Genomic DNA, 26,171 nt, shown 5'->3' with positions numbered 1-26,171 from the left:
CATCTTGAGCTGACCCCCAGCCAGACCTATCAAATGCTCCATATTCCCCCGGCCACGATCGATGCGTTACTCGAACGATCACCGACCAGGTGTGGCAGGTCAACATCTAGATCTCACCCAGGCAGATGGTTGCCTAAGGCAGCCTCGTAACGAGGCTGGATTCCGTCAGGCGCGCGACCTGAAACACAGCGTGGCAGCCCTCCTCCTGCTGGTCCACCGTCCGGGCGGCTAGCACCATGGCCGCCCCCGCTGGCTCCCTGACGAGAACCAGTCACAACGCGCCGCTAAGTGGAGAGCGCCAAACGCCTGTCGCGCGTCTATGGCGGTCCGGCAATCAAGCCCGCCTTCACAACTACCACGCCACCCCGAATGCAACTATGAAGGCCGCGACCTGCCCCCCTCGGTAAACCATGCCACACTTTCGCCGTCTTTTTGGTCGTTGGCTCCGCCTGCGTCGTCTTGTCCGTTGGCGTTGGCGTGAGCGCCAGGCCTCGGTCCCGGCCATCGAAGCCACCGAGGTCCCACTGCGTGCCGCGCTGTACAGCGTTGAACAGATGGAGGTGTACGGCCGCGCATTGGCGCGCCAGCACCGGGTGCGGATGCGACCTGGCGCAGAGCGCCTGCTCGATCGCCTGCAGGCCAACGAGCGTGTCCTCGAAGACGCCAACACGCTGCTCAGCAACGTAGTGCGCGAACAGCGGCCGGTGACCCCGGCCGGGGAATGGCTGCTCGACAACTACTACCTGATCGAAGAACAGATCCAGACCGCGCGACGCCACCTGCCGCGCGGCTACAGCCGGCAGTTGCCGTCGCTGGTCGCCGGCCCCTCGGCCGGGTTGCCGCGCGTGTATGAACTGTCGATGCAGGCGATCGCGCACGGCGATGGCCGCATTGACGGCGATACGCTGGGCCGCTTCATCGCCTCGTACCAGTCGCTCGCGCCGCTGAGCCTGGGCGAACTGTGGGCCGTTCCGATCATGCTGCGCCTGGCCCTGCTGGAGAATCTGCGGCGCATGGCGGCGCGGGTGATGCGTGACGGCACGGACCGTGGCCTGGCTGCCCAATGGGCGGACAGCCTCAATCGCGCGGCGTCGGACACCCCGACCGATGTCGTCCTCGTGGTGGCCGACATGGCACGCTCCGAGCCACCCTTGACCGGCGCGTTCATCGCCGAGCTGACCCGCTCGCTGCAGGGGCGCGGCGGCGCGTGGGCCATGCCCATCGCCTGGCTGGAACAGTGGGCCGCCGCGGCTGGGCAGCGCATCGACGAACTGGTCGCCGCCGAGGGGCAGCAACAGGCGGCTGACCAGGTCTCCATCGGCAACAGCATCGGCAGCCTGCGCTTCCTCTCCACCATGGATTGGCGCACCTTTGTCGAAGACATGAGTGTGGTCGAGCAGCGGCTGCGCGAAGACCCGATGGCCGTTTATCCGCAGATGGATTTCGGCACCCGCGACGCCTATCGCCACGTCGTAGAGAAGATCGCGCGGGGTAGCCGCGTCGCCGAAGAGCGCGTTGCGACCATCGCGCTGGATCTGGCGCGGGCGGCTGCGCCGATCGATGGCCCACGTACGCACGTGGGCTATTGGCTGGTCGGCGAAGGTGTGAACGCCACCGTTGATGCCGTGGCCGAGGCGGCCCCCCGCCACCGCAAGGCCAGGCGACTGGCGCATCGCGTGCCCCTTGCCCTGTACCTGCTGCCGATCGCCCTGCTGGCGGTGGTGGCCACCGCTGGCCTGCTTGCCTCGGGCAGCGGCTCGGTGCCCGTATGGCTGGCCGCGCTGTTCGGGCTGCTGGTATTCAGCGAGCTGGGCATCGTCCTGGTGAACTGGACGGCGACGGTACTGGTCACGCCCAGGCCGCTGCCCAAGCTCGATTTCAGCGAAGGAATCCCGGCCGCCTGCTCCACCGTGGTCGCGGTCCCCTCGATGCTGTCCAGTATCGAAGGCATCGATGTGCTGACCGAGGCGCTGGAGGTCCGCTTCCTGGCCAATCGCGATCCTCAGCTGCGCTTTGTGCTGCTGACGGACTTCCTCGACGCCGCGGCCGCCGAGACGCCGACGGACGACACCCTGCTCGCGCACGCGGTTGAACGGATCGAGGAACTGAACAGTCGCTACGCGGCCGAGCGTGGCGATCGCTTCTACCTGCTGCACCGCCCCAGGCAATGGAACCCGGGCGAAGGGGTGTGGATGGGACACGAGCGCAAGCGCGGCAAGCTGGCAGCGCTCAACGCCCTGCTGCGCCAAGGCGATGCGGCCGCATTCATGCGCACCGTCGGTGACACGGCCGCCTTGGTCGGGGTCCGCTACGTCATCACCCTGGATTCGGACACGCAGCTTCCGCGGGATGCCGCACGCGCCTTCGTCGCCACCTTGGCGCACCCGCTCAACCGCCCGCGCTTCGATCCGGCGCTGCAACGCGTGGTGGAGGGCTACGGCATCCTGCAGCCCAGCGTCGGCACCAGTCTGGGCACGCGCCGCACCTCGCGGTTTGCCCGGATGTTCGGCAGCGAGCCCGGCATCGATCCGTACTCGCGCATGGTCTCGGATGTCTACCAGGACCTGTTCGACGAAGGCTCATTCGTGGGCAAGGGCATCTATGACGTCGAAGCGTTCGAGCATGCGCTCGAGGGCCGCCTGCCCGAGAACCGCATCCTCAGCCACGACCTGCTGGAAGGCTGCTATGCCCGTGCTGGCCTGGTCAGCGATGTGCGCCTGTACGAGGACTACCCCGAACGCTACGCCGCCGATGCCAAGCGCCGTGCGCGCTGGATCCGCGGCGACTGGCAGCTGTTGCCCTGGTTGATGCCGTGGACACCGCGACCGGGATCGGGATGGGAACGCAACCGGCTCAGCCTGCTGTCGCGCGGCAAGTTGCTGGACAACCTGCGCCGGAGCGTGGTGCCGATTGCTGCCTTGGCCTTGCTCGTGGCGGGCTGGCTGCATGCCGAAAACCCGGTTGCGTGGACGGCGTGGGTGCTGGCGCTGTGGTTCGCGCCGCCGCTGATCGGCATGCTGCGCGATGCGCTGAGCGTTCCGGACGACACCCCGCTGGAAGCGCACTACATCATGGTCGGGCGCGGCACGCTGCAGTCGTTGCTGCGCGCGGCCACCCAGGTCGCGTGTCTGCCCTACGAAGCGTTGCTGGCCGGTGGCGCGGTGCTGCGCACGCTCTGGCGCATGACCATCACCCGACGCCACCTGCTGCAATGGAACCCCTCCAGCGAAGTCGAGCGCCGCCTTGGTAGCGACCGCGGCGCGGAATGGCGGGTGATGGCGCCGGCGTCGGTGCTGGCGGTTGCGCTGGCGGCGGTCGTGGCCAGCGTGGCTCCGCACGCGCTGCCTGTCGCCCTGCCCCTGCTGTTGGCGTGGACCTTCGCGCCCGCGTTGATGGCCTGGCTGGGCCGGCCGCCGGCCGCAAGCGTGGCCGAACTGTCCGTGACCCAGCGGGCGTTCCTGGGCCGGCTGGCGCGGCGCACCTGGTCGTTCTTCCAGGCGTGGGTGCGCGAGCAGGATCACTGGCTGCCGCCGGACAATATCCAGGAGCACCCGACGCTGGTGGTGGCGCGGCGCACCTCGCCGACGAACATAGGCCTGTCCCTGCTGGCCAATCTGTCCGCGTGGGATTTCGGCTGGCTCCAGCTGGGCGCGGTCGCGGAACGTACTGCCCTTACCTTCGATACGCTGGACCAGCTGCCGCGCCATCGCGGCCACTTCCTGAACTGGTACGACACCGAAACCCTGGCGCCGCTGCAGCCGCGCTACGTCTCCACCGTGGACAGCGGAAACCTGGCCGGCCACCTGCTGACGCTGCGCCAAGGCCTGCTCGCGCTGGTGGACGCGCCGGTGCTGGCGCCGCACACCTTCGACGGCCTGGCCGATACGCTCGGTGTGCTGGAAGAGGAACGGCAGCGCCATCGCCCCGCTGACGCACTCCTGGGCGAGGCGCTCAACCACCTTCGCCAGCGCCTGGCATCTGCGCGTACCGACCATCCACGGGGGACGGCACAGCTGCTCGCCCGGTTGCAGGAGCTGGCCGCTCTGGCCGACGCCGTGCTGGCGCAATGGCCGGCACCGGAGTCGCCCGAGGAAGGTGCGCTGCACTGGCCGGCCCTGTTCGCTGCCGAATGCCATGCCGCCCATGCAACACTCGCCGACCTCCCTGCCGATGCCGGCGCCGACGAAGAGGCGCAAGTACCGAGCCTGCGCGAGTTGGCCGCCCTGCCCGGCTCCGTCGGTGCGGACGCGCGCGCGCGCATCGAGCAGCTGCAGGCGCTGGCGCATCGTGCCGGGCAGTTCTCGCTGATGGAGTACGGGTTCCTGTTCTACCGCACTCGGAACCTGCTCTCGATCGGCTACAACGTCGACGACCATCGCCTCGACAACAGCTTCTACGACCTGCTGGCTTCCGAAGCGCGGCTGTGCGCCTTCGTCGCCATCGCCCAGGGCCAGTTGTCGCAGGAAAGCTGGTTCGCGCTCGGGCGGATGCTCACCGAGGTCAACGGCACGCCGACGCTGTTGTCATGGAGTGGCTCGATGTTCGAGTACCTCATGCCGCAGCTGGTGATGCCCAGCTATCCGGATACGCTGCTCGATCAGACCGCGCGACATGCGGTCGAGGCGCAGATCGTCTACGGCCGTAGCTTGAACCTGCCGTGGGGTGTGTCCGAGTCCGGCTACAACGCTGTCGATGCCCGCCTGAACTACCAGTACCGTGCGTTCGGGGTGCCGGGATTGGGTCTCAAACGCGGCCTGGGCCAGGATCGAGTGATCGCGCCCTATGCCAGCATGATGGCGCTGATGGTGGCGCCGGAGGCGGCGTGCCAGAACCTCCAGGCACTCGAAGGTCTCGGGTTCTCCGGGCGCTTTGGCATGTACGAAGCGATCGACTACACCCCCGCCCGGGTACCGCCGGGGCAGGATCACGTGCTGCTGCGTTCGTTCATGGCCCACCACCAGGGCATGGGCCTGCTGTCGCTGGATTACCTGTTGCGCGACCAGCCGATGCAGCGCCGTTTCGTTGCCGATACCGAGTTCCAGGCCACCTTGCTGCTGCTGCAGGAACGCATCCCGCGCATCGGCGTCTTCCATCCGCATGAGGTCGAAGCCCTGGGCGAGCACTCGGCCATGGCCGAGCACGAGACCTCCCTGCGCGTCCTCCGTGATCCGGCGGGCCCGCGCCCGGAAGTGCAGCTGCTTTCCAACGGCCGCTACCACGGCATGCTGACCCATGCCGGCGGCGGCTACAGCCGCCACGGTGACCTGTCGCTCACCCGCTGGCGCGAAGACGGCACCACCGATGCCTGGGGGTCGTTCTGCTACCTGCGCGACGTGGACAGCGGCGAGTTCTGGTCTGCCGCCTACCAGCCCACCTGCGTGGCGCTGGACCATTACGAGGCGATCTTCTCCGACGCCAAGGCAGAGTTCCGCGGTGCCCGCCGCGGCTGCGAGAGCCACCTGCAAGTCGCCATTTCCGCCGAGGATGACATCGAGCTCAGGCGCCTGCGCCTGACCAACCGCGGCCGTCGCCAGCGCACGGTGGAAATCACCACCTATGCCGAAGTGGTGCTGGCGCCCGCAGCGTCGGACGACGCGCATCCGGCCTTCAGCAACCTCTTCGTGCAGAGCGAGATCCTGGCCGCCAAGCAGGCCGTGCTCTGCACGCGTCGGCCACGTTCGCACGATGAGGTGCCACCGTGGATGTTCCATCTGGTCGCGGTGCATGACGCCGAGGTCGTGTCGATCTCCTACGAAACCGACCGTGCGCGCTTCCTGGGCCGTGGCAACACGCCGCGGACGCCGCAGGCGTTGACCACCGATATCGACCTCTCCGGCACGGACGGCTCGGTGCTCGACCCGATCGTGGCCATCCGCGTGCGGGTGGTGCTGGAGCCCGAGCAGACCGTGCAGCTGGACATGGTGTTTGGCATCGGCGCCGACCGCACCGGTTGCGAGGCGATGGTCGACAAGTACCGGGATCGCCGCCTGGCAGACCGCGTCTTCGACCTGTCCTGGACACACAGTCAGGTGGTGCGCCGGCAGATCAACGCCAGCCAGGCCGAGGCCTCGCTGTACGAGCGCCTGGCCAGCCACGTGCTGTATGCCAATCCGCTGCTGCGCGCGGGCGACGCCGTCCTGCAGCAGAACCAGCGCGGACAATCCGGGCTGTGGGGCCATGCCATCTCGGGCGACCTGCCCATCGTCCTGCTCAAGGTCACCGACGCGGAGAACGTGGAACTGGTCAGGCAGCTGGTGCAGGCGCACGCGTATTGGCGCCAGAAGGGACTCAACACCGACCTGGTGATCTGGAACGACAGCAAGGCCGGCTATCGGCAGGAACTGCAGGACCAGATCCTGGGGATGGTGGCCGCCAGTTCGGAGACGGGCCTGCTCGATCGCCCCGGCGGCATTTTCGTGCGGCCGGTGCAGAACATGAGCCACGAGGACCGCGTTCTGCTGCAGGCGGTGGCACGGGTGGTGCTCAGCGACGAGGACGGCACGCTGGCGGCGCAGGTGGGGCGCCAGCCGCTGCCTGTGCGGCGGATTCCGGCGCTGGTGCCGCAGGCGGAGCAGCAGGAACTGGCACTGGCGATGGACGCGACGCCGGGGCTGCCCGTCGTCGCCGACCCGGGGCCCGAACCCGGCCTGCCCCCGGGCGTTGAGCACGACGAAGAGGTGGACGACCCGTGGCCGTTCCTTCCGTACCGCGGCGCCGGCCGATTCGACAACGGCACCGGCAGTTTCAGCGAGGACGGCCGCGAGTACGTTGTGGTCGTGCGCGAAGGCGCCCCGACCCCGGCCCCGTGGGCGAACGTGATCGCGAACGCCCGCCTGGGCACGGTCGTCAGCGAAAGTGCACCGGGCTATACCTGGTTTGAGAATGCACACGAATTCCGCTTGACGCCCTGGCTCAACGATCCGGTGTCCGATACCGGCGGCGAAGCCTTCTACGTGCGCGATGAGGACACCGGCCGTGTCTGGTCGCCGATGCCACTGCCATGCCGGGGCACCGGCGCGTACCGTACCCGCCATGGCTTCGGCTACACGGTCTACGAGCACATCGAAGACGGCATCGCCAGCGAGTTGTGGGTCTTCGTCGATGTCACCGCACCACTGAAGTTCTCTGTCCTGCGCTTGCACAACCTGTCGGGCCGGCCACGGCGGCTGTCGGCCATCGGCTACGTGGAATGGGTCATGGGTGACCTGCGCCCGAAGTCGCGCATGCACGTGGTCACCGAACGCGATCCGCAGACCGGGGCGCTGCTGGCGCGCAACAGCTACAGCACCGAGTTCGGCGGCCGGATGGCCTTCTTCGACACCGATGCCGAGGGCTGCGGCTGGACCTGTGACCGCCTGGAGTTCATCGGCCGCAACGGCGGCCTGCACGCACCGGCGGCGCTGCGTCGCGAGCGTCTGGATGCACGGGCCGGTGCGGGCATGGATCCCTGCGCGGCGATCCAGGTGCCGCTGGAGCTGGCGCCGGGTGACCGCAGTGAAACCACGTTCCGCCTTGGCGCGGGGCGCGACCGAGAGGAAACGCTGGCGTTGGCACGAAGCCGCCAGGGCAACCAGGAAGCCATCGATGCGCTGGACGCCGTGCGCATCCACTGGCGCAACGTCCTGGCCACGGTGCAGGTCCGCACGCCGGACCCGGCGTTCGACGCACTGGCCAATGGCTGGCTGGTCTACCAGACCCTGGGCTGCCGCTACCTGGCACGCAGTGGCTACTATCAATCCGGCGGCGCGTTCGGCTTCCGTGACCAGCTGCAGGACGCGCTCGCCCTCGTACACGCGCGCCCGGACCTGACCCGCGAACACCTGCTGCTCTGCGCGGCACACCAGTTCACCGAAGGCGATGTGATGCACTGGTGGCACCCGCCGCAAGGTCGCGGCGTGCGCACCCGCTGCTCGGACGACTATCTGTGGCTGCCCCAGGGCGCATGCCGCTACCTGGAGGTCACCGGCGACGCCAGCGTGCTGGACGAAGTGGTTGGCTACATCGAGGGTCGCGCGGTGACGCCGGAGGAGGAAGGCTACTACGACATGCCCACCCTTTCGGCACAGCGCGGCACACTCTATGCACACTGCGTCGTCGCGCTGGAACGCGGGTGCCGGTTGCTCGGCGAACGCGGGCTTCCGTTGATGGGGAGCGGCGATTGGAACGATGGCATGAACCGCGTCGGTGACCAGCAGCGCGGTGAAAGTGTGTGGCTCGGGTTCTTCCTGCATGACACGCTTCGCCGGTTCGTCGGGCTGGCCAACGCGCGCGGCGATGCCGCCCGTGCGCAATGGTGCGAAGAACAGGCCGAACGCCTGCGCCAGAACCTGGAACAGCATGCCTGGGACGGCGCGTGGTATCGCCGTGCCTGGTTCGACAACGGCGCCATGTTGGGCTCGTCACAGAATCAGGAGTGCCGCATCGATTCGATCTCCCAGAGCTGGTCGGTGCTGTCAGGCGTTGCTGCGCCTGAGCGTGCCAGCCAAGCACTGGATTCGCTGTACACGCATCTGGTGCGAAAGGACGCCAAGCTGATCCAGCTCCTCGATCCGCCGTTCGACCAGACCACGGAGGACCCCGGCTACATTCGGGGTTACGTACCGGGCGTGCGCGAGAATGGCGGCCAGTACACCCACGCGGCGGTGTGGGCGGCGATGGCATTTGCTCAACAGGGCGATGCCGTGCGTGCCTGGGAGCTGGCCGGCATGATCAACCCCCTGAACCACACGCTGGACGCCGAGGCGGTCCAGACCTACCGCGTCGAACCCTATGTGTTGGCTGCCGATGTCTACGCCGTGTCGCCGCACGTCGGGCGAGGCGGCTGGACGTGGTACACCGGGTCGGCCGGTTGGATGTATCGCCTGCTGGTGGAATCCCTGCTCGGCATCCGTCGCGACGGTGATCGTCTTTCGCTTGAGCCTTGCCTGCCCGATCATTGGCCGTCGTTCGAATTGAGCTACCGCTTTGGGCGCAGCCTGTATGAGTTCGTGGTGACCCGCATTGCGGAAGGTCAGCCTACGCTGCATGTGGATGACGTCCTGCAGCCGGACCTCACCGTCCTGCTCCGCGACGACGGCCATTACTACCGTGTCGCGCTGGATCTGGGTGCACCTCCGGGATGAGCGTTCGTCCCGACATACAGGTGCAGCTTGATGCGCTGGCCGACAAGCTGGACCACTGGGTGGCGCGAGTGCGCCACCCAGCGCAATTCTGGCCGCAGTTTGAACAGCTGACTGGTGAGATTCTCGACCAATGCGCGAACGCGGAGAGGGACCATGCGCGTGCGTCTATACAGGCCATGCTCGAACACCATGCGCTGGAACTCCCATCCTGGCACGAACGAGGCGACACCCTGCCGCCGGGGAAGCCGGGTGCGTGACAACGGATCCCCCGTGCGTGCTCAGGATCAGAAGCTGTACTTCACGTGCGTGTGCAGCCGGTTCAGATCGCCGGCCTCTCCATTCTCCAGGCGGCGCTGGGCGTGACTCAGCTCAGCGCCGAGGTCCAGCTTCGGGAAGGGCGAGTAGATCAGGTTGACGCGCCAGGACTGCGCGCGCTCGGTGACAAGCGCGCCGGTCCATTGCGCATCGTTGTCGAGCCAGGCACCGGAGTAGACGAGGTTGCCGCGCAGCTTGGGTGAGAACGCGTGACGCCACGCCACGAAGCCGCCGTAGCCATCCTGAGAATGCAGCTCCCCTTCGGCGTCCAGCACACTGTCGGCACCGAGTGCGAAGCCCAGGTAGCGACCAATGCCCTGCCCACCGCTGACCATGTAGCGCAGGTCGTCATTGCTGCCGACGTTGAGGCGCCCGGACAGGCTTGCCGCAATCCCGGTGTCGGTACGGCCGTCGTAACGCAGGTTGCGCACCATGGCCGCCACCGTGAAGTGGCCCCAGGCACCGCGCTGCGCCCAGCGGGCGGTGATGTCCGGCACGGTGTCATCGCCACTGTTGAGGCGGGTGCCGTTGCCCCGGTAGGTCGCCACCGTCGTCTGCGGATTCTCCAACGAGAACGACCACGGGCCACGCGTGTAGCGAAGCTGCGCCTGACGGTTGAAGATGGTGCCCTCGGACGGACCGGTGAAGTCCACCGTGTCCGGCAGTGCCGCTACGTCCTGGAAGTTGGACCAGGTCTGGCCAGCCAGCCAGTGGTTCCAACTGACATAGGCATGGCGCGAGGTCAGCGCGTAGGTATTGGTGATCACTTCATTCCCGGCGAAGGCGTTGTTGCCGCCGCCATACATGTCTGCCTCGATATAGGCCTTGAGCGTGTCGCCACCTTCGGTGACAGTGTCCGCGCCCAGCCAGAACCTGGAGAACTGGGCATGCACGTCGGTGTAGCTGGCGCTCTTGCCGTTTCCATCCGCGGCGATCGGGGTAGCGGCCGGGAAGTAGAACAGACGGCCGGCCGAGCCATCGGCAATGGCGCCGTCGCTGGTCCGCGTGGTCATGGCATCGAGTTTAATGAAGCCGCCTGCCGTGAAGCGGGTGCCCGGCATCGCCCCGGGCAGGATCGGCGTTGACGCTTGCGCGAGCGGCGTTGCAACCGCCACCGTCGGGGTGTTCTCGGCCGCTTTGGCATCGCGCTGTTGGTACTGCTGCAACAGCCCTCGCATCTGCTGCATCTCCGCTTCCAGCTCGGCCATACGCGCCTCCAGCGTGGCGGTATCCACGGCCTGCGCCAGCGCCGTGTGCGGCAGTGCGGACAACGCCAGCCACAACGGCACCGAGGCCGCTGTTCTCCTCTTCATTCCAACCATGATTCCCCTCCCAGGGCATAGCGATGCCGGCACGGCCTGGGTGAACAGGCCGTGCGGCGTTGACGAACGGGGTGGAGCGTTCTAGATGAAGCGCATGGCGACGGTACCGATGCCGTCGCCGCGGACCAGGACGTTGTCGCCCGCCTGCACGGCAATCGCCGCGGTGATTGCGCCCGACAGCACGACCGCGCCCGCTTCCAGTGGCTGGCCATGCTCGGACAACATGTTGACCAGCATGGCCACTGCAGCGGCAGGGTCGCCGAGCACGGCCGCACCGGCCCCCACCTCTGCGACCTGGCCGTTCTTCTCCATCACCACCCCCAACGTCTGTAGATCGAGCCTGGCCGGGTCCGTCGGGCGCGAACCCAGGACATAGCGCGACGCCGAAGTGTTGTCTGCGATGACGCTGGGCAGGTCGAACCGGAAGTTTTCGTAGCGCGAGTCGATCAGCTCGATGGCTGGCACCACATAGTCCGTCGCAGTGAGCACATCACTGGCGGTGCACCCTGGGCCTCGCAGTGCATCGCGCATCACGAAAGCGATCTCGGCCTCTACCTTGGGATGGATCAGCACGCTGGTGTCCACTGCCGCGCCATCATCGACGGCGTTATCGCTCCCAAGGAAACCGTAAATGGGCGTGTCCACGCCCATCTGCTGCATCTTCGCATGGGAGGTCAGGCCCATCTTCATGCCCACGATGCGCACTCCCTCAGCCTGCTTCAGCGCACACAGGCGTTGCTGGATCCGATAGGCATCAGCCACATCGAGCCCGGGATAGGTGTCGGTCAGTTTGCCGACGTCACGTACGTCGCGTTCGGCGTCGCGCAGCAGGCGGGCGCAACGATCAAGGGTTTCGTTATCAAGGCTCATGCGGGTTCCTTTACTGCGGTCGCATCACGGCGGCGCAGCATGTCCAGGGCGACGTCGACAATCATGTCTTCCTGGCCGCCGACCATGCGGCGCTTGCCCAGTTCAACCAGGATGTCGACGGTATTGATGCCAAAGCGCTGCGAGGCGGCCTCGGCGTGGCGCAGGAAGCTGGAATAGACGCCGGCATAGCCAAGCGCCAACGTTTCACGGTCCACGCGCACCGGGCGGTCCTGCAGCGGTCGCACGATGTCATCGGCCGCGTCCATCAGGGCGTAAAGGTCGCAGCCATGCGCCCAGCCCAGGCGCTCGGCCGCTGCAATGAACACCTCAAGCGGTGCATTGCCGGCACCGGCACCCATGCCTGCCAGGCTCGCATCGATGCGGATCGCACCGGATTCTGCCGCGACGATGGAGTTGGCCACGCCCAGCGACAGGTTGTGATGAGCATGGATGCCGATCTCGGTATCGGGCCTCAAGGCCTGGCGTAGCGCCTGCACCCGATCACGCACATCATTCATGCCCAGCGCGCCACCGGAATCGACCACGTACACACAGGACGCGCCGTAGCTCTCCATCAGCAGTGCCTGCTCGGCAAGCGCGGCAGGGGCGATCATATGGCTCATCATGAGGAAGCCGACCGCATCCATCCCCAGGGCGTTGGCCGCCTCAAGGTGCTGGCGCGAGATGTCCGCCTCGGTGCAGTGGGTCGCCACACGCACGATCCGCGCGCCCGCAGAATAGGCGTTCTTCAGGTCGTGTACGGTGCCGATGCCGGGCAGCAGCAGCGTGGCGATGCGCGCATGGCTGACCGACTCGGCCGCTGCTTCGATCCATTCCAGGTCGCTGTGCGCGCCGAAGCCGTAGTTGAACGAGGCGCCTTGCAGGCCGTCGCCGTGGGCCACCTCGATGGAGTCCACGCGCGCCTTGTCTAGTGCGCCTGCAATGGTGCGCACCTGCGGGAGGCTGTACTGGTGACGCACCGCATGCGAACCATCGCGCAGGGTGACATCGGAGATGTAGAGTTTGTGTTGGGTCATCGGAGTCTCCTCAGGCGCCTGCCGGCTGGGCCAGCAGCGATTCGGCCATGCGCTCGGCAGTGGCCAGTGCGGCCGAGGTCATGATGTCGAGGTTGCCGGCGTACGCTGGCAGGTAGTGAGCAGCGCCCTCCACTTCCAGGAAGATGGAGGTCTTCAAGCCCGTGGTGGGGCCGATGCCGGGGACGTTGAGCGGTTCGTCGATGACGTCGAACTGGACCTGCTGCTTGAGACGATACCCAGGCACATACGCAGCCACCCTCGCCACCATCTCGCTCACCGCGGCTTCGACCTTCGCCGTATCGACGGCCTCGGACAACACATACACGGTGTCGCGCATCAGCAGCGGCGGATCGGCCGGATTCAGCACGATGATCGCTTTGCCGGCGCGGGCGCCACCGACGCTCTCGATGGCGCGCGAGGTGGTTTCGGTGAACTCATCGATGTTGGCGCGGGTTCCCGGGCCTGCCGACCGGCTGGCAATGGACGCCACGATCTCGGCGTAGTGCACCTTGGCCACCGAGGCGACGGCGGCCACCATTGGGATGGTGGCCTGCCCACCGCAGGTGACCATGTTGACGTTCAGCGCGGCCAGGTTGGCCTCCAGGTTGACCGTGGGCACGCAGTACGGCCCGATGGCCGCAGGGGTCAGGTCGATGACCCGGATCGACGGCCGCGCCTGGCGCAGCAACGCATCATTGCGGACATGCGCCGACGCGGACGTGGCATCGAAAACGATGTCGATGTCGGCAAATACCTCCGATGCGATCAGCCCTTCTACGCCGGTGGCGATGGTCGGGACGCCGAGCCGGGCCGCACGGGCCAGGCCGTCGGAGGCGGGGTCGATGCCCACCAGCGCGCCCATTTCCAGGTGCCTGCCGTTGCGCATTACTTTGATCATCAGATCGGTGCCGATGTTGCCGGGACCGATGATGGCGACTTTCAGGGTCATACCGCACTCCTGTGGGGATACTTGGGGGGATGAAGCGGGATCAGGCAAAGTGCACGTCGGCGCTGCCCAAGGCGCCCATGCGTACGCGCATGTGGTCGCCGCGCTGCACCGGGATGAGTGGCACCAGGGCACCGGAAAGGATCACCTCGCCCGCCTTCAGCGAGGTGCCGAGGCGGCCGAGCGTATTGGCCAGCCACACCACACAGTTGATCGGCGACCCCAGCGCAGCCGCGCCGGCGCCGGTCGCGACGAGCTCACCGTTTTTTTCCACCACCATGCCCAGCGTGCCCAGGTCCAGGCCCTTGGGTGGCACGCGCTGGTCACCCAGGACGAAAGCGGCAGCGGAGGCGTTGTCGGCCACGGTGTCGGTGATGCCGATCTTCCAGTCCCGAATGCGCGAATCGACGATCTCGAAACACACCGAAACCGCCTCGGTAGCCGCGATCACTTCGTGATGGGTAATGCCAGGCCCGCACAGGTCGCGCTTGAGGTGGAAGGCGATCTCGCCCTCCGCGCGGGGTGCGATCAGACCATCAAGCGACAGCGTGCCGCCGTTGCGCACTTCCATGCGGTCGGTGAGGAAGCCAAAATCCGGCTGGTCCACCTTGAGCATGCGCTGCACTGCCGCGCTCGTTGCGCCGATCTTCTTGCCCACCACGCGCTCACCGTCGGCCACGCGCCGGGCGAGCAGGTTGCTGGAGATCGCGTAGGCGTCCTCGATACGCAGCCCGGCAATGCGCTCGCTGAGCGGGTCCAGGGGCGCGCCTTCACGCAGCGCACGGTACAGCTGCGCGGCCTGCTCGCCGATGTCGGCCGGGGTCAGGGCGGCGCTCATGCGGATGCCCCGGTCGGAGAATCGCTCTTGAGTAGATCGCCCACCGCGAAGCGCTGCGGTGGCACTTCATTGACCATCACACGGATGGTCTGCATCGGCGCGCCCAGCTGCTCATGTGCAGCGCGGGCTACCGCGCGGATGAAGGCCTGCACCTTCTGTTCGTCGCGCCCCTGCACCAGGGTTACTTGGATGATTGGCATGTCAGTCTCCAGGGTGAATCAAGTCAGTTCCGCGCCCTTGGTTTCAGGCAGGAACAGCAGCACGATCAGACCGGCCAGCGCGAAGAAGCCGGCGGTAGCGAGCAAGCCGCTGCCCACGCCATGCTGGTTGGCCAGGTAGCCGATCAGCGCCGGTGCGATCGCGGCGATGGCACGGCCGCCGTTGTAGACGAAGCCCTGCGCGGTGGCGCGGATGGACGTCGGGAACATTTCCGCGAAGGTGGGAGCGAACCCGCTGTAGAAGCCAGTGCCGAAATAGGCCACCACGATGCCGAATGCCATCAACAGCCCCGGCGTGTGGATCATCACGAACAACGGCACCGACAGCGCCGAGCCAGCGAAGAAGATCAGGAACGCCTTCTTGCGCCCCAGCCGATCGGCGATGTAACCAAAGGTGACGTAGCCCAGCGCCGCACCCACCTGCATGATCACGATCCACACCGTGGACTTGACCAGGTCCAATCCCGGACCGCCCTCGGCGACCGGCGTGGCCAGGTAAGTCGGGATCCAGGTGAAGAGGCCCCAGTAGCCGCACATGGCTGCCGTGGTGAACGCCAGGCCGATCAGCGTGTTGCGCCGATGGACACTGAACAACGCACCCAATGTCTCAGTGAAGCTCAACCGTCTGGCCTGGTTGACCCAGATCTCCGGCTCCTTGACGTGACGTCGCACGTAGAAGGCCAGCAGTGCCGGCAGCAGGCCGACCGCGAACACCCAGCGCCAGCCGTACATCGGCACCACCACAGCCGCGACGATGGCCGCCGCCGCATAGCCTGCCGCGAACGCGCTCTGGATCCACGCCATCACCTTGCCGCGGTGCTGGGCTGGCCAGGTTTCGCTGACCAGCGCCGAACCGGCCGACCATTCCCCGCCGACACCCAGGCCGACGATGACCCGGAACAGCATCAGCTGGCCAAGCGTGTCGGAGAGCCCGCACAACGCAGTGCCGATCGAGTAACAGATGATGCTGAGGATCATCGACTTGGCGCGCCCCATGCGGTCGGCCAGGAACCCGAACAGCAGCCCGCCGCCGGCGGTCGCCAGCAGGGTGGCGGACATCACCATCCCCGCGTCGGACTTGTCGAACCCCAGGTCGGCACTGACGTGCTTGATGACCATGGCAAACAGCATCAGATCCATGATGTCCAGCGCCCAGCCGAGATAGGCCGACCGGAAGGTGCCCCACTGCTGCTGGGTGGCGCCTTGCCACCAGCGCTTGTTGCCGGCGTCGCCTGATGGCGACGTGGACGTACTACTGGCCATTTGTTCCCCCTCCGGAATTTTTGGCGGTTGTGATGTATCGGCAATCGATACCGAAGGGCGACTATAGACCACATTTTTGAGAAACGGAACATATACGATACACGGGTATCGCTGTACGATACGTCCACACTTCCAAAGGATTACGCCATGTCCGATCTCATCCTGCGCCTCTACGAAGACCGCCTGCCGGCAGGCTGTCCGCCGATCCACCTGCCGGCCCTGCCGCGTGCGGTGTACGTGCGGTCAGGTGGACTGGCCGTCGACGCGCACGACCAGGGGCAGTGGCTCGGCGAAGGCCACGCTTCTGTGGCGCAGGACGAACTCACCCTGATCAATGGCACCGAGGAAACGGTGCTGTGGCGCTGGGAACTCACCGGTGCTGGACAGCCTGGTACCGGCGACCTGCCCTCGGCGCCTGCAGCCACAACCCTCTTGAAACTGGAGGCGCCAGTAACGTTGGATCCGCGTTTCAGCTGGCTCATGCGCTGCGATCGCGTCGAGTTCCCGCCGGCCGGAGTGGCACTTACCCACGTGCATCAAGGACCGGGTATCCGCATTTGCCTGAATGGCGAAATCCGTATCGAGACGCTCGGCGAAACGCATGCCTATCCCGCCGGGGAGGCGTGGTTCGAACTGGGCCACGCACCGGTACTGGCTCCCACCACGGAGCGCGAATCGACAACATTCATCCGCTGCTTCCTGCTTCCTCGTCAGGTCAAAGGCCGCAGTTCCATCCGCTATGTTCATGCCGCCGACGCCGCAGCCAAGAAGGTTCAGCAGTACCGCGTTTTCGCAGAGCGATACATCAACCTGCCATGACCCTGCTTACCGTGAGGTAATCTAGCGCCTGCCTCACGTCCCTCACGTTCGCCAGAAGGTTCCCATGCCCCGTCATACGCCCAGTGCCATCAAGGAAATCAATGCCAGCGAAGGCGTGGACGTCATCGAATCGGGCGCGGCGGAGCTGAGCGCTGAACAAGGGCTTCCCACCGCCATTGTCTCGCTGAAAGTGATCGAGGCACTGGCCGCGGCCCCTGCGGGACTGGGCGTCACGCGTCTTGCTGAAATGCTCGGCATGCCCAAGGCCCGCGTCCACCGCCATTTGAGCATGCTGCGCGAGCACGGCTATGTCGGCCAGGACCCGCGCACGAACCAGTATCGGGTCGGCTGGCAGATGTTCCTGCTGGGGCGTGCCTGCACCAGCCGTTTCGACGTGATGTCGCTGGCCAAGCCGGTGCTTGAGCGCCTGCGCGACCAGGTTGGGCAGACGGTTGTCATTGCCACCTACTCGGACAATGAGGTGGTGGTGATCGACTTCCTGCGCGGAACCGCGCCGGTGGAGATCAGCCTCCGGCCTGGGACGCGGTTCCATCTGAACACCGTCGCCCAGGGCAAGGTGGTACTGGCGTTCGCTCCGCAAGGCGTTAGCCAGCAGTTCCTCGACCAACCACTGCAGTCCTGCACGCCTCGCACGATCACCGACCCGGATCGATTGCGTGCCGAGATCGAGCTGGTGCGCCGCCGAGGCTGGGCCGACGCACCTGAAGAGCTCTATATCGGTGTCAACGCGCTGGCTGCGCCGCTCCTGCAGGCCAACGGGGAGCTGTTCGGAACGGTGGCGATCATCGGCTCGATCCACTACCTGCCCGGAACGCCAGAGCCAGCACACGTCCAGGCGTTGCTGGACGCATCACGGAAAATCTCTGAACTGATGGGACACGACACACGATTACAAGATTGAAAACGCGCCTGGATGAATGCATCACTCCCTCTGAAGCGCGGTTTCAAGCAGGCTGACGTAGGTGTCCAATCGAGTTCGCAACCCGATCAGCATCCAGCCCGCCACGTACAGCACCACCATCATCCAGATGATCAGGCCCGCAACAGGGTTCACGTCGAAGGCGGCGGCCCAATCGCCCCACGTCCAGTCGCGGAACTGTAGATAGAGCGCCACCAGCACCGGGAATATCCCAAGTTGCTGCATGCCACCGAACACCAGCCCCATGCGCTCGTTCATGCGCTGACGCAAGCCAGTTGAGAAGCGAAGCATTTCCTCACACTGCGCGCGCGGGAACGTTCGAAGCTCACCCACCAGATATCGCCAGTAGGCGAAATCGAAATCCATGTCCACGGCATGCGTGCGTCGCAACTTGAGCGCCTGGGGGAGCTCACGCTTCGCCATGAGAAGCAGGTGCAGCAGAAAGCCGGCCAGTTCCACACCCAGACAGATGGAAAGCGTCATGGCCGCCGGCGCTTGCGCGATGACACGGGGGCTGAGCGCACCGGCCAGCAGGCCCAGGCCAGCTGCGCCCAAGCCAATCCAGAGCGATGCACGTTCCACGCGGGACGGCTTCGGGTAACGGCTGCGGGCCACGTAGGCAGCGACGTTGTCGTGCAGCCACGAGAAGCTGAGCACTGGCTCAGAACCGGCCGTTTCAGCTGCTGCCGCAGCTTCCGGTACCCCAGCTGCCGTGGCCTCCGCCATCATCTCCATTCCTGATCTGCTCCGCTTCCCCTGCGATGGCCGATCATAGCGCCACCGGCCGGGCAATGGCTCCTCCCCACACTGCCCGGCCATTCGTCACCTACACCGCTTCGGCCTCCATCGCCGCCCCACCCCGCCGCTGCTCCCGTCGACGATGCACCCAGTAGTACAGCGTCGGCAGCACCAGCAAGGTCAGCAACATCGCCGACAACAGCCCGCCAATCACCACCACCGCCAGCGGCTTCTGGGTCTCAGCCCCAATCGCATGCGACGTCGCCATCGGCAGCAGGCCGAACATCGCCAACAGCGCCGTCATCAGCACCGTCCGCAGGCGCTGCAGTGCGCCCTGCACCACGGCGTCGTAGAGCGCCATGCCCTGCTCGCGCAGCTGGCCGAATCGCGTCAACATGATCACGCCGTTGAGTACCGCTTGCCCAAACAAGGCAATGAAGCCGATCGCCGCCGACACCGACAGCGGAATCCCGGTCAGCAGCAACGCCAGGATGCCGCCGATCATCGCCAGCGGAACGTTGGCCAGGATCAGCGCGGCGCTGGTGACGTCCTTGAAGGCATCAAACAGCAGCACGAAGATGATCAGCACCGACAGCGGTACCACCCAGCCCAGGCGGGCCATGGCGCGCTGCTGATTCTCGAACTCGCCGGACCAGTCGATGCGGTAGCCTTCTGGCAATTGGATGGTGGCATCCATCTGCTTGCGCATATCGGCAACGACGCTGCCCATGTCGCGCCCGGCGATGAAGATGCTCACGGCTTTGACGCGCTGGGCGTTCTCACGCGAGATGTTGATCGCACCGCTGGCCATGTTGAAGTCCGCCACATCTCCCAGTGTCACCGTCTGGCCTGAGGCCGTACCCACCGGCACGGTGCGCAGGCGCTGCAGATCGCGGTCGGCATCGGACAGGCGCAGGCTGATCGGGAACTGGCGCTCGCCCTCCCACAGCTGGCCGACCTCGCGGCCGCCGATGGCGGTCTCGATCACGGCATCGATATCCTGCACGTTGAGGCCGTAGCGCGCTGCGCGATCACGATCGATATCGATGCGCAGCTGCGGCAGGCTGCCGTCGCGGTCGATGAAAGCACTCTCCACGCCCTCCACGCCTCTGACCTGCGCCAGGATCGCCTGGGCCTGGCCGGTCAGCACGTCCAGATCTTCGCCGCTGACCTTGATCACCACCTGGCCCTTGATTTGGGAAATGCTTTCCAGGATGTTGTCGCGCACCGGCTGGGAGATCGAGAACTCGGGGCCGGGAATACGCGCTTCCAGCATGCGCTGCATCTGCGCCACCAGCTCGCGCTTGTCGATCTTCCGGGTCCATCCGGATTCGGGCTTGAGCGCCACCAGCGCTTCGATCTGGTTGGCGCCCTTGGCATCGGAGCCATCCTCGGGGCGACCGAGCTTGGCCACCACCGTCGAAACCTCGGGCAACGTCCGCACCAGGTCACGGATGCGCCGGGACTGGGCCTGCGCCTCGGCCAGGCTGGTGCTGGGGTCGAGTGTGGCGGTCAGCCAGATCGAGCCTTCGTCCAGTTCGGGCAGGAATTCCGAGCCCAACCGCGTGCCCAATGCCAGCGTCACCACCAGCATGGCCACTGCCGCAAGCACCACCGCACGGGGCCGCGCCATCGCCCCCTCCAGCCACGGGCGGTACCAGCCGACCAGCCGGTTCATCACCGGGTTCTCGCCCTTCAGCCGCTCGCGCCGCAGCCACCAGAAGCACAGCAGCGGCACCACGGTCAGGGCAAGGATCAGTGCGCCGATCAGCGCCGACGTCACCGAATAGGCCATGGGGGCGAACATCCGGCCTTCCTGGCGCTGCAGGGTGAAGATCGGGATGTGCGCGGCAATGATGATCAGCATCGAGAAGAAGGTCGGCCGCCCCACCTCCGACGCAGCCGACAACACCGTCGCCATGCGCTCGCGCCGGGTGCTGCCGGGCGGCATCTTCGACATGCGCGAGACGATATGCTCGGTCACGATCACCGCACCATCGATGATGATGCCGAAGTCCATCGCGCCCAGTGAGAGCAGATTGGCCGGCACGCCCCACAGGTGCAGGCCGAGGAAGGTCGACAGCAAGGCCAGCGGCATCATCGCTGCCACGATCAACGCCGCACGGGCGTTGTAGAGGAACAGCCACAGCACCAGGAACACCAGCACCGCACCCTCCACCAGGTTGCGGAAGACGGTCTTCAGGGTGGTCGCGACCAGCCAGGAGCGGTCGTAGAACGGTTCAAGCGTGACGCCATCCGGCAGGTGATCGGCCTCGATCTCGGCCACGCGCGCATGCAAGGCATCCAGCACCAGGGACGGGTTCTCGCCCTTGCGCATCAGCACCATGCCGAACACGGCGTCGTCGTTCTCATCCTGGCCAACCAGGCCCTGTCGCGGCAGGCCGGTATCGACGATGCGGGCCAGGTCGCGCACCAGCACGGGGGTGCCTTGCCGCTCTCCCACGACAACGGTGCCGATGTCGGCCGGCGAACGCATCAGCCCAACCCCGCGGATCAGATACTGCTGCTGCCCACGCTCCACATAGCCGCCGCCGGCGTTCGCACTGCCCCGCTCCAGCGCCTCGGCAAATTCCTCCAGGCTGATCCCGCGGTCACGCAGCTTGCCCAGGTCCGGCTCCACCTGGAAGGTCCGCGCATAGCCGCCAAAACTGACCACGTCGGCCACGCCCGGCACGGTACGCAGGCGCCGCTCCATGACCCATTCCTGCACGGTGCGCAGCTCGGTGGAGCTCATGTGTGGTGCGTGGAGGACATAGCGGTAGATTTCGCCCACCGCCGAACTCATCGCCTCCATCTCCGGCTGCACGCCGTCGGGCAGATCCACGCCCTGCAGGCGCTCCATCACCTGGGCGCGCGCGAAATAGTCGTCGGCACCGTCGTCGAAGGTCAGGATGATCATCGACAGCCCGAACTGGGTGTGCGAGAACACGCGCACCGAGTGCGGGATGCCGGACAGCGCCACCTCCAGCGGCATCGTGACTTCGCGCTCAACCTCTTCGGCCGCGCGCCCCGGGTGCAGCGTCACCACGGTGACCTGGGTATCGGAGACGTCCGGGAAGGCTTCTACCGGCAACTCGCGGAACGCGGCGAACGAGGCGCCGATGAAGATCAGCAGCGCCAGCATCACCATCAACGGCTGACGCAGGCAGTACGCAATCAGACGATCGATCATGGGGCAGCCTTGGCGGCCGCCGCACCACCGGCGGGTGCGTCAGCGCTGCCAACGTTCTGGTCGAGCACCTGCTGCAGCAGCAGACCACCGTCCACGACCACGCGCGCGCCAGCGGCCAGCCCCTGGCCCACCCACAAGCGCCCTTGGCCCAACTCCTCGGCCTGCACGGATCGCCGCGCGAACCGGCCCTTGCCCTCGTCGACGAACACCACCTGCTCGCGCCCGAGCAGCAGCACCGCCCCCTCCGGCAGCGATACGCCCCCGTCCATCGGCACCGTGATCGCAGCCCGTACGTACTGACCCGCTTTGAAGCGTCGCTCACGGTTGTCCAGCTCGGCACGCGCCTGCACCACGTGGCGCTCGGTGTCGATGTAGTCATCCACATGGCCGAGTACGGCGTGCGCTGCCTCGCCTTGGCCGGGCGTGAGGCTCACGGCCATCCCGGGCTTGAGGCGACCCGCAAGCGCCTCGGGAACATCGACGATCAACCATAGGCGGTCCGGATCGCTCACCACCGCCAACGGCAGCTCGGCATCCGGCGACACGTTCATGCCCGGGCTCATCCGGCGCTCGACCAGGATGCCGTCGATGGGCGAACGCAGCGGCATGCGCTGGTCGATGCTGCGGCTGCTGCCGAAACCGCGGGTCAGCGCCCGCAGGCGGGCATGCTCGGCCTCGTTGGCCGCCAGTGCGGATTCGGCTTCGTCCAGTTCGCGCCCCGAGGCGACGCCGGCCTCATGCAGTTCGCGGACGCGGGCCAGTTCGTTGCGTGCCTGGCGAAGCTCGGCGGCGCCACGGGCGCCCTCGGCCTGCACCTGCCCGAACTCAGGCGAGGTCACCCACGCCAGCACCTGACCCGCCTTGATCTTCTCGCCGGGCGCCGCCTCGATACGCGCCACCTGGCCCGGCAGCGGTGAGCGCAGCTGGCTGGAACGCGTGTCATCCCAGGTGATGCGCGCCGGCAGCTGCAGGACCGAGGCCGAGCCATCGGTCACGGCTTCGCTTCGCAACACCTTCAGTTGCGGGCTGTCGGCAGCGAAGCGGATGGTGGCGCCGTCGACCGTCGGGGCCGGCACGGCCACAGGTCCGGCATCGCGCGCGCAGCCACCGGCCAGCACGGCGGCCACGAGCAACGAAAGCAGCCGGGCCGAGCCGGCGGTGCGGGAATACATCATCGGGGGTGTCCTTCGGAAGCAGTAACGGCGGCATTCCAGCGCGCCAGGGCGGAGGCATGCGCCAACCGCGCATCGATCAGATCGGATTCGAACTCGCGCCAGCTGCGCCTTGCATCCAGCAGATCCGTCAACGTGGCGGCACCTCGGCGATAGGCCAGTTCCAGGCCGTCCAGGCTCTGCCTTGCCGCCGGTCCCTGCAGCTGTTCGTACTCGGTGCGGCGCTGTGCGGCGGCGGCCAGTGCGTGCTGCAACTGATCCAGTTCGGCGGTCGCTGCGCGCCGCAACTGCTGCCGTTCCAGGACAGCGGCGTCGTAGTCCGCCTCCGCTCGCTGCTGCTCGCCCCGCCAGCGCTTGGCACCGCCCAGCGGCACGCTCATCGAGACGCCCCAGGTCACCCCGCCGATATCGGCTGGCTCGCGCTCGGCTTCGAGGCCGAACTGCACATCACGCCGGCGTTCACTGCGGGCCAGTGCACGTGCTGCGTCCGCCGCGATCACCCGCGCCTCGGCGGCACGCAGATCAACGCGCTCCTCCAACGCGGTCGGTGCGGGTGTTGCGGTCGCGCTCGCGCGCGGCCACGCATCGTCGGCGCTGAGCGCAGCATCGATGTCGTTGCCCAACAGCAGCGCAAGCACATGGCGTGCCTCGCGAAGACGACGCTCGGTCTCACGGGCGGCATCGGCCACCTTGAGGTCATCCACCGCCAACCGTGCGCGCTCGATCGGGGCCAGGGCGCCGGTCGCCACCTGCTTGTCCGCTGCAGCCAGGCTCTCCGCCGACGCACGCCGGTCCTCCGCCGCGATGCGTTGCAGTTCCTGCGCAGCCTTCAACCCGAAGTACGCCTCGGTGAGCGCCACCTGCTGTTGGCGTCGCCCGTCGAGCAGGCTGAGGTTGGCCGCCTCGACCAAGGCGTCGGCCTGACGCATGCGCCAACCGCGCTTGCCACCACGCTCCCAGGTCCAACCCAGGCCGAGGGTGGAATCCACGCGCTTGTCTTTCCATCGGCCCGGGCCGATGCCCTCCTGCCGGCTGATCTTGGAGGTGCCCACGCTCAGCTCCGGGCTGGGGCGTCGCGATGCACTCACGGCATCGCCCTGCGTGCCGCGCAGCGCGATCGCTGCCGCGAGCAGATCCGGGTTATGCGCTGCCATGGCCTGTTCCGCCTGGGCCAGCGTCAGTGCCGAAGCGGTGCCCGGCGCAATCAGAAGTGCGGCCATCAGGGCGGCACAGCGGGTGGTGGTATTCATTGCCGACACGGTAAGGTGCAGCGCTTTCGTCAAACTTTCCCGAACCTTGCGTCAACCTTGCAATGCGCATTCTGCTGATTGAAGACGATGCCGCGCTGGCCGATGGCCTGGTGCGCGCACTCACCCGTGCCGGTCATGCCTGCGATCATCTCGCCCGTGGCCTGGCCGCGCCGTCGGCGCTGGCCAGCGTCAGCTACGACCTGGTGGTGCTGGATCTTTCCCTGCCCGACATCGATGGATTGGATCTGCTGGCTCGGTTACGGCAGGAGGGCTTTTCCGTCCCCGTACTGATTCTCACCGCACGCGATGGCGTGGAGGACCGTATCCGCGGGTTGGATAGTGGCGGCGATGACTACCTCGCCAAGCCCTTCGCCCTCGGCGAACTCGAAGCGCGCCTGCGTGCGCTCGCCCGTCGCCAGTCCACGGCCCCTGCCCTGCGCCAGCTGGGCGCCCTGCGCCTGGATACCGGCACCCGCGAACTGCGTGTTGGCGATCAACCGCTGGAACTTACTGCACGCGAGCTGGCCCTGATGGAGATCCTGCTGCAGCAGCCGGGGCGCATCGTGGCCAAGCAGCGCCTGTTCGATGCGGTCTACAGCTGGGATCACGAGGCCAGCCTGTCGGTGATCGAAGTCCACATCAGCCGCCTGCGCCGCAAGCTGCAACTGGCCGATGCCAAAGTCGGCATCCGTATGCTCCGTGGTCTTGGCTACCGCCTGGAGGCCAGTGATGGCTGAGGCGCCGTACAGCCTGCGCGGCGTCCTGCTGCGGCGCCTGTGGCTGCCACTGCTGGTGCTGCTGCTGGCCAGTGCGGTCGGCTCGTTCGTGTTGGCGCGGCACTACGCCGAACAGGTGTACGACCGCTGGCTGCTGGATTCGGCGATGTCGCTGGCACAGTTGATCGAGGTGCGCGGCGAGACCGTCCACATGGAGATTTCCCCCGCCGTCTCGCGCATGTTCACCTGGGACACGGTGGATCGGATATATGGCGACGTGACCCGCGCCGATGGCACGCGACTCTACGGTACCGGCGCGCTGCCGAGGGCCACCGCCGTGCTGGCCGAGGACGCCGATGACAGCCCGGCGCGCAGCTACTATGACGCGGTGATCGATGGCCGCGACGTGCGCGTCGTGCAGGTCGCGATGACCCCGCCGGGTTCGGCCACCCCGATTGTGATCCGCGTGGCCGAGACCCGCACCAAACGCCTTCGATTGGAACATCGCCTGCTGCTGGCGAGCATTCCGCTGCAGGGTACGATCCTGCTGCTTGCCGCGTGGCTGGCCTGGTCAGGTACCGGCGCCGCAGCGCGGCATACCAACGGTGCCGCACGGCGGTTGGCCAGTGCTCCGCTTGATGCGTTGATGCCGCTGGACCCACAGGACGCCGCGCCGCGTGAGCTGTGGCCCGCCGTGGACGCCTTCAACCAGCTCGTGAGCCGGCTTTCGGCGATGCAGGATGCCCAGCAGCGCTTCATCAGCAACGCGGCACACCAGTTGCGCACGCCGCTGGCCGGGCTGCAGATCGAGCTGGAGAGCGCGCTGCGCGAACAGGATCCGGCCGCACAGCGGGACGCACTGGCAGGCCTGCTGCGGGGGCTGACGCGCCTGCGCCACCTCACCCATCAACTGCTCATCTTGAGCCGTTCCGAGGACAGCGCCGGCGCGATGCTGGCGATGCGGCCGGTGGACATTGCCGAGCTGGCGCGCGAAGCACTGGAGCGCCTCATGGATGGCGCCGTGATCGCAGGCGTCGACCTGGGGTACGAAGGGCCGGATGCCGGTGTGATGCTGATCGGAGAACCGCAGTTGTTGCGCGAAGCGATCAGCAACCTGGTCGACAACGCGATGCGTTACGGCGCGCTTGAAGGCGTGATCACGGTGAGCGTGGAAACGATCCAGGGCGAGATCCGTATCAGCGTCAATGACAACGGCCCCGGCATCGATCCCACGCTGCGCGGCCGCGTCACCGAACGCTTCTGGCGGGGGGACGCCAGCGGCGATGGTTGCGGGCTGGGCCTGGCGATCGTCGCCGAGATCGCCGGCAGGCACGGCGCCACGCTGTCCATCGGCACGTCGCCACTGGGCGGCGCCAAGGTCATGCTCGCCTTCCCTGAGCAACGCGGGTGAC

At 66.9% G+C, this 26,171-nt stretch carries 17 protein-coding genes; 6 read left to right on the top strand and 11 right to left on the bottom strand.

Annotation, left to right across the window (positions count from 1 at the left end; translation table 11 throughout):
- Positions 1-410: 410 nt before the first annotated feature.
- Together ABE422_RS01630 and ABE422_RS01625 are read left to right on the top strand one after the other, a co-directional pair.
- Positions 411-9,122, top strand: a complete 8,712-nt coding sequence (locus ABE422_RS01630; protein WP_346482330.1) for a glucoamylase family protein — start codon at positions 411-413, stop codon at positions 9,120-9,122.
- The gene (locus tag ABE422_RS01625; RefSeq protein WP_346481011.1) at positions 9,119-9,379 is read left to right on the top strand and encodes a hypothetical protein; all 261 of its coding nucleotides are present in this window, start codon (positions 9,119-9,121) and stop codon (positions 9,377-9,379) included. Before ABE422_RS01630 ends, ABE422_RS01625 begins: the two co-directional genes overlap by 4 nt.
- Before the next feature lie 27 nt (positions 9,380-9,406).
- Here ABE422_RS01625 and ABE422_RS01620 read toward each other — a convergent pair whose 3' ends face one another.
- The 7 genes from ABE422_RS01620 to ABE422_RS01590 all read right to left on the bottom strand — a co-directional run bounded on the left by ABE422_RS01620 (position 9,407) and on the right by ABE422_RS01590 (position 15,931).
- Positions 9,407-10,750, bottom strand: a complete 1,344-nt coding sequence (locus tag ABE422_RS01620) for a DcaP family trimeric outer membrane transporter (protein WP_346482329.1) — start codon at positions 10,748-10,750, stop codon at positions 9,407-9,409.
- A gap of 90 nt (positions 10,751-10,840) precedes the next feature.
- A complete protein-coding gene (dmpH, locus tag ABE422_RS01615; RefSeq protein ID WP_346482327.1) occupies positions 10,841-11,629 on the bottom strand; it encodes a 2-oxo-3-hexenedioate decarboxylase in 789 nt (262 codons plus the stop codon).
- Positions 11,626-12,666: a 4-hydroxy-2-oxovalerate aldolase gene (gene dmpG, locus ABE422_RS01610; protein WP_346482326.1), complete on the bottom strand. Its 1,041-nt coding sequence runs from the start codon at positions 12,664-12,666 to the stop codon at positions 11,626-11,628. Before dmpG ends, dmpH begins: the two co-directional genes overlap by 4 nt.
- A 10-nt stretch (positions 12,667-12,676) precedes the next feature.
- Positions 12,677-13,615 (bottom strand): acetaldehyde dehydrogenase (acetylating), encoded by a 939-nt coding sequence (locus ABE422_RS01605; protein WP_346482324.1) that lies wholly within the window; start codon positions 13,613-13,615, stop codon positions 12,677-12,679.
- A 40-nt stretch (positions 13,616-13,655) separates the two neighbouring features.
- On the bottom strand, positions 13,656-14,450 hold the full coding sequence (locus tag ABE422_RS01600) for a fumarylacetoacetate hydrolase family protein (protein ID WP_346482323.1): 795 nt from the start codon (positions 14,448-14,450) through the stop codon (positions 13,656-13,658).
- Positions 14,447-14,650, bottom strand: coding sequence for a tautomerase family protein (locus ABE422_RS01595; protein WP_346482322.1), 204 nt, complete (start codon positions 14,648-14,650; stop codon positions 14,447-14,449). The genes ABE422_RS01600 and ABE422_RS01595 overlap by 4 nt, the downstream gene beginning before the upstream one ends.
- 18 nt (positions 14,651-14,668) lie before the next feature.
- Positions 14,669-15,931, bottom strand: coding sequence for an MFS transporter (locus tag ABE422_RS01590; RefSeq protein WP_346482321.1), 1,263 nt, complete (start codon positions 15,929-15,931; stop codon positions 14,669-14,671).
- 147 nt (positions 15,932-16,078) lie between these two features.
- On the opposite strand from ABE422_RS01590, the gene ABE422_RS01585 reads away from it, so the two are divergent.
- A complete protein-coding gene (locus tag ABE422_RS01585; RefSeq protein WP_313211010.1) occupies positions 16,079-16,750 on the top strand; it encodes a hypothetical protein in 672 nt (223 codons plus the stop codon).
- A gap of 64 nt (positions 16,751-16,814) precedes the next feature.
- The gene (locus tag ABE422_RS01580; protein ID WP_346482319.1) at positions 16,815-17,672 is read left to right on the top strand and encodes an IclR family transcriptional regulator; all 858 of its coding nucleotides are present in this window, start codon (positions 16,815-16,817) and stop codon (positions 17,670-17,672) included.
- Positions 17,673-17,693: 21 nt separating this feature from the next.
- Here ABE422_RS01580 and ABE422_RS01575 read toward each other — a convergent pair whose 3' ends face one another.
- The 4 genes from ABE422_RS01575 to ABE422_RS01560 all read right to left on the bottom strand — a co-directional run bounded on the left by ABE422_RS01575 (position 17,694) and on the right by ABE422_RS01560 (position 24,043).
- The gene (locus ABE422_RS01575) at positions 17,694-18,425 is read right to left on the bottom strand and encodes a hypothetical protein (RefSeq protein ID WP_313211012.1); all 732 of its coding nucleotides are present in this window, start codon (positions 18,423-18,425) and stop codon (positions 17,694-17,696) included.
- Between the two features lie 91 nt (positions 18,426-18,516).
- Positions 18,517-21,621, bottom strand: coding sequence for a CusA/CzcA family heavy metal efflux RND transporter (locus tag ABE422_RS01570; RefSeq protein WP_346482318.1), 3,105 nt, complete (start codon positions 21,619-21,621; stop codon positions 18,517-18,519).
- A complete protein-coding gene (locus ABE422_RS01565; RefSeq protein ID WP_346482316.1) occupies positions 21,618-22,796 on the bottom strand; it encodes an efflux RND transporter periplasmic adaptor subunit in 1,179 nt (392 codons plus the stop codon). Before ABE422_RS01565 ends, ABE422_RS01570 begins: the two co-directional genes overlap by 4 nt.
- Entirely contained in the window at positions 22,793-24,043 is a 1,251-nt protein-coding gene (locus ABE422_RS01560; protein ID WP_346482315.1) for a TolC family protein, read from the bottom strand. The genes ABE422_RS01565 and ABE422_RS01560 overlap by 4 nt, the downstream gene beginning before the upstream one ends.
- A 62-nt stretch (positions 24,044-24,105) precedes the next feature.
- On the opposite strand from ABE422_RS01560, the gene ABE422_RS01555 reads away from it, so the two are divergent.
- Positions 24,106-24,780, top strand: a complete 675-nt coding sequence (locus ABE422_RS01555) for a response regulator (RefSeq protein WP_152153215.1) — start codon at positions 24,106-24,108, stop codon at positions 24,778-24,780.
- Positions 24,773-26,170 carry a sensor histidine kinase gene (locus ABE422_RS01550; RefSeq protein WP_313211017.1) on the top strand — a complete coding sequence of 466 codons (1,398 nt, stop codon included), beginning with the start codon at positions 24,773-24,775 and terminating at the stop codon, positions 26,168-26,170. Before ABE422_RS01555 ends, ABE422_RS01550 begins: the two co-directional genes overlap by 8 nt.
- Position 26,171: the final 1 nt, after the last annotated feature.

The sequence above is a fragment of the Stenotrophomonas sp. TWI1151 genome, from assembly GCF_039673135.1.
Lineage (GTDB): Bacteria > Pseudomonadota > Gammaproteobacteria > Xanthomonadales > Xanthomonadaceae > Stenotrophomonas.
The sequence above is the reverse complement of the archived record's forward strand: the minus strand, read 5'-3'. Positions and strand labels throughout refer to the sequence as shown.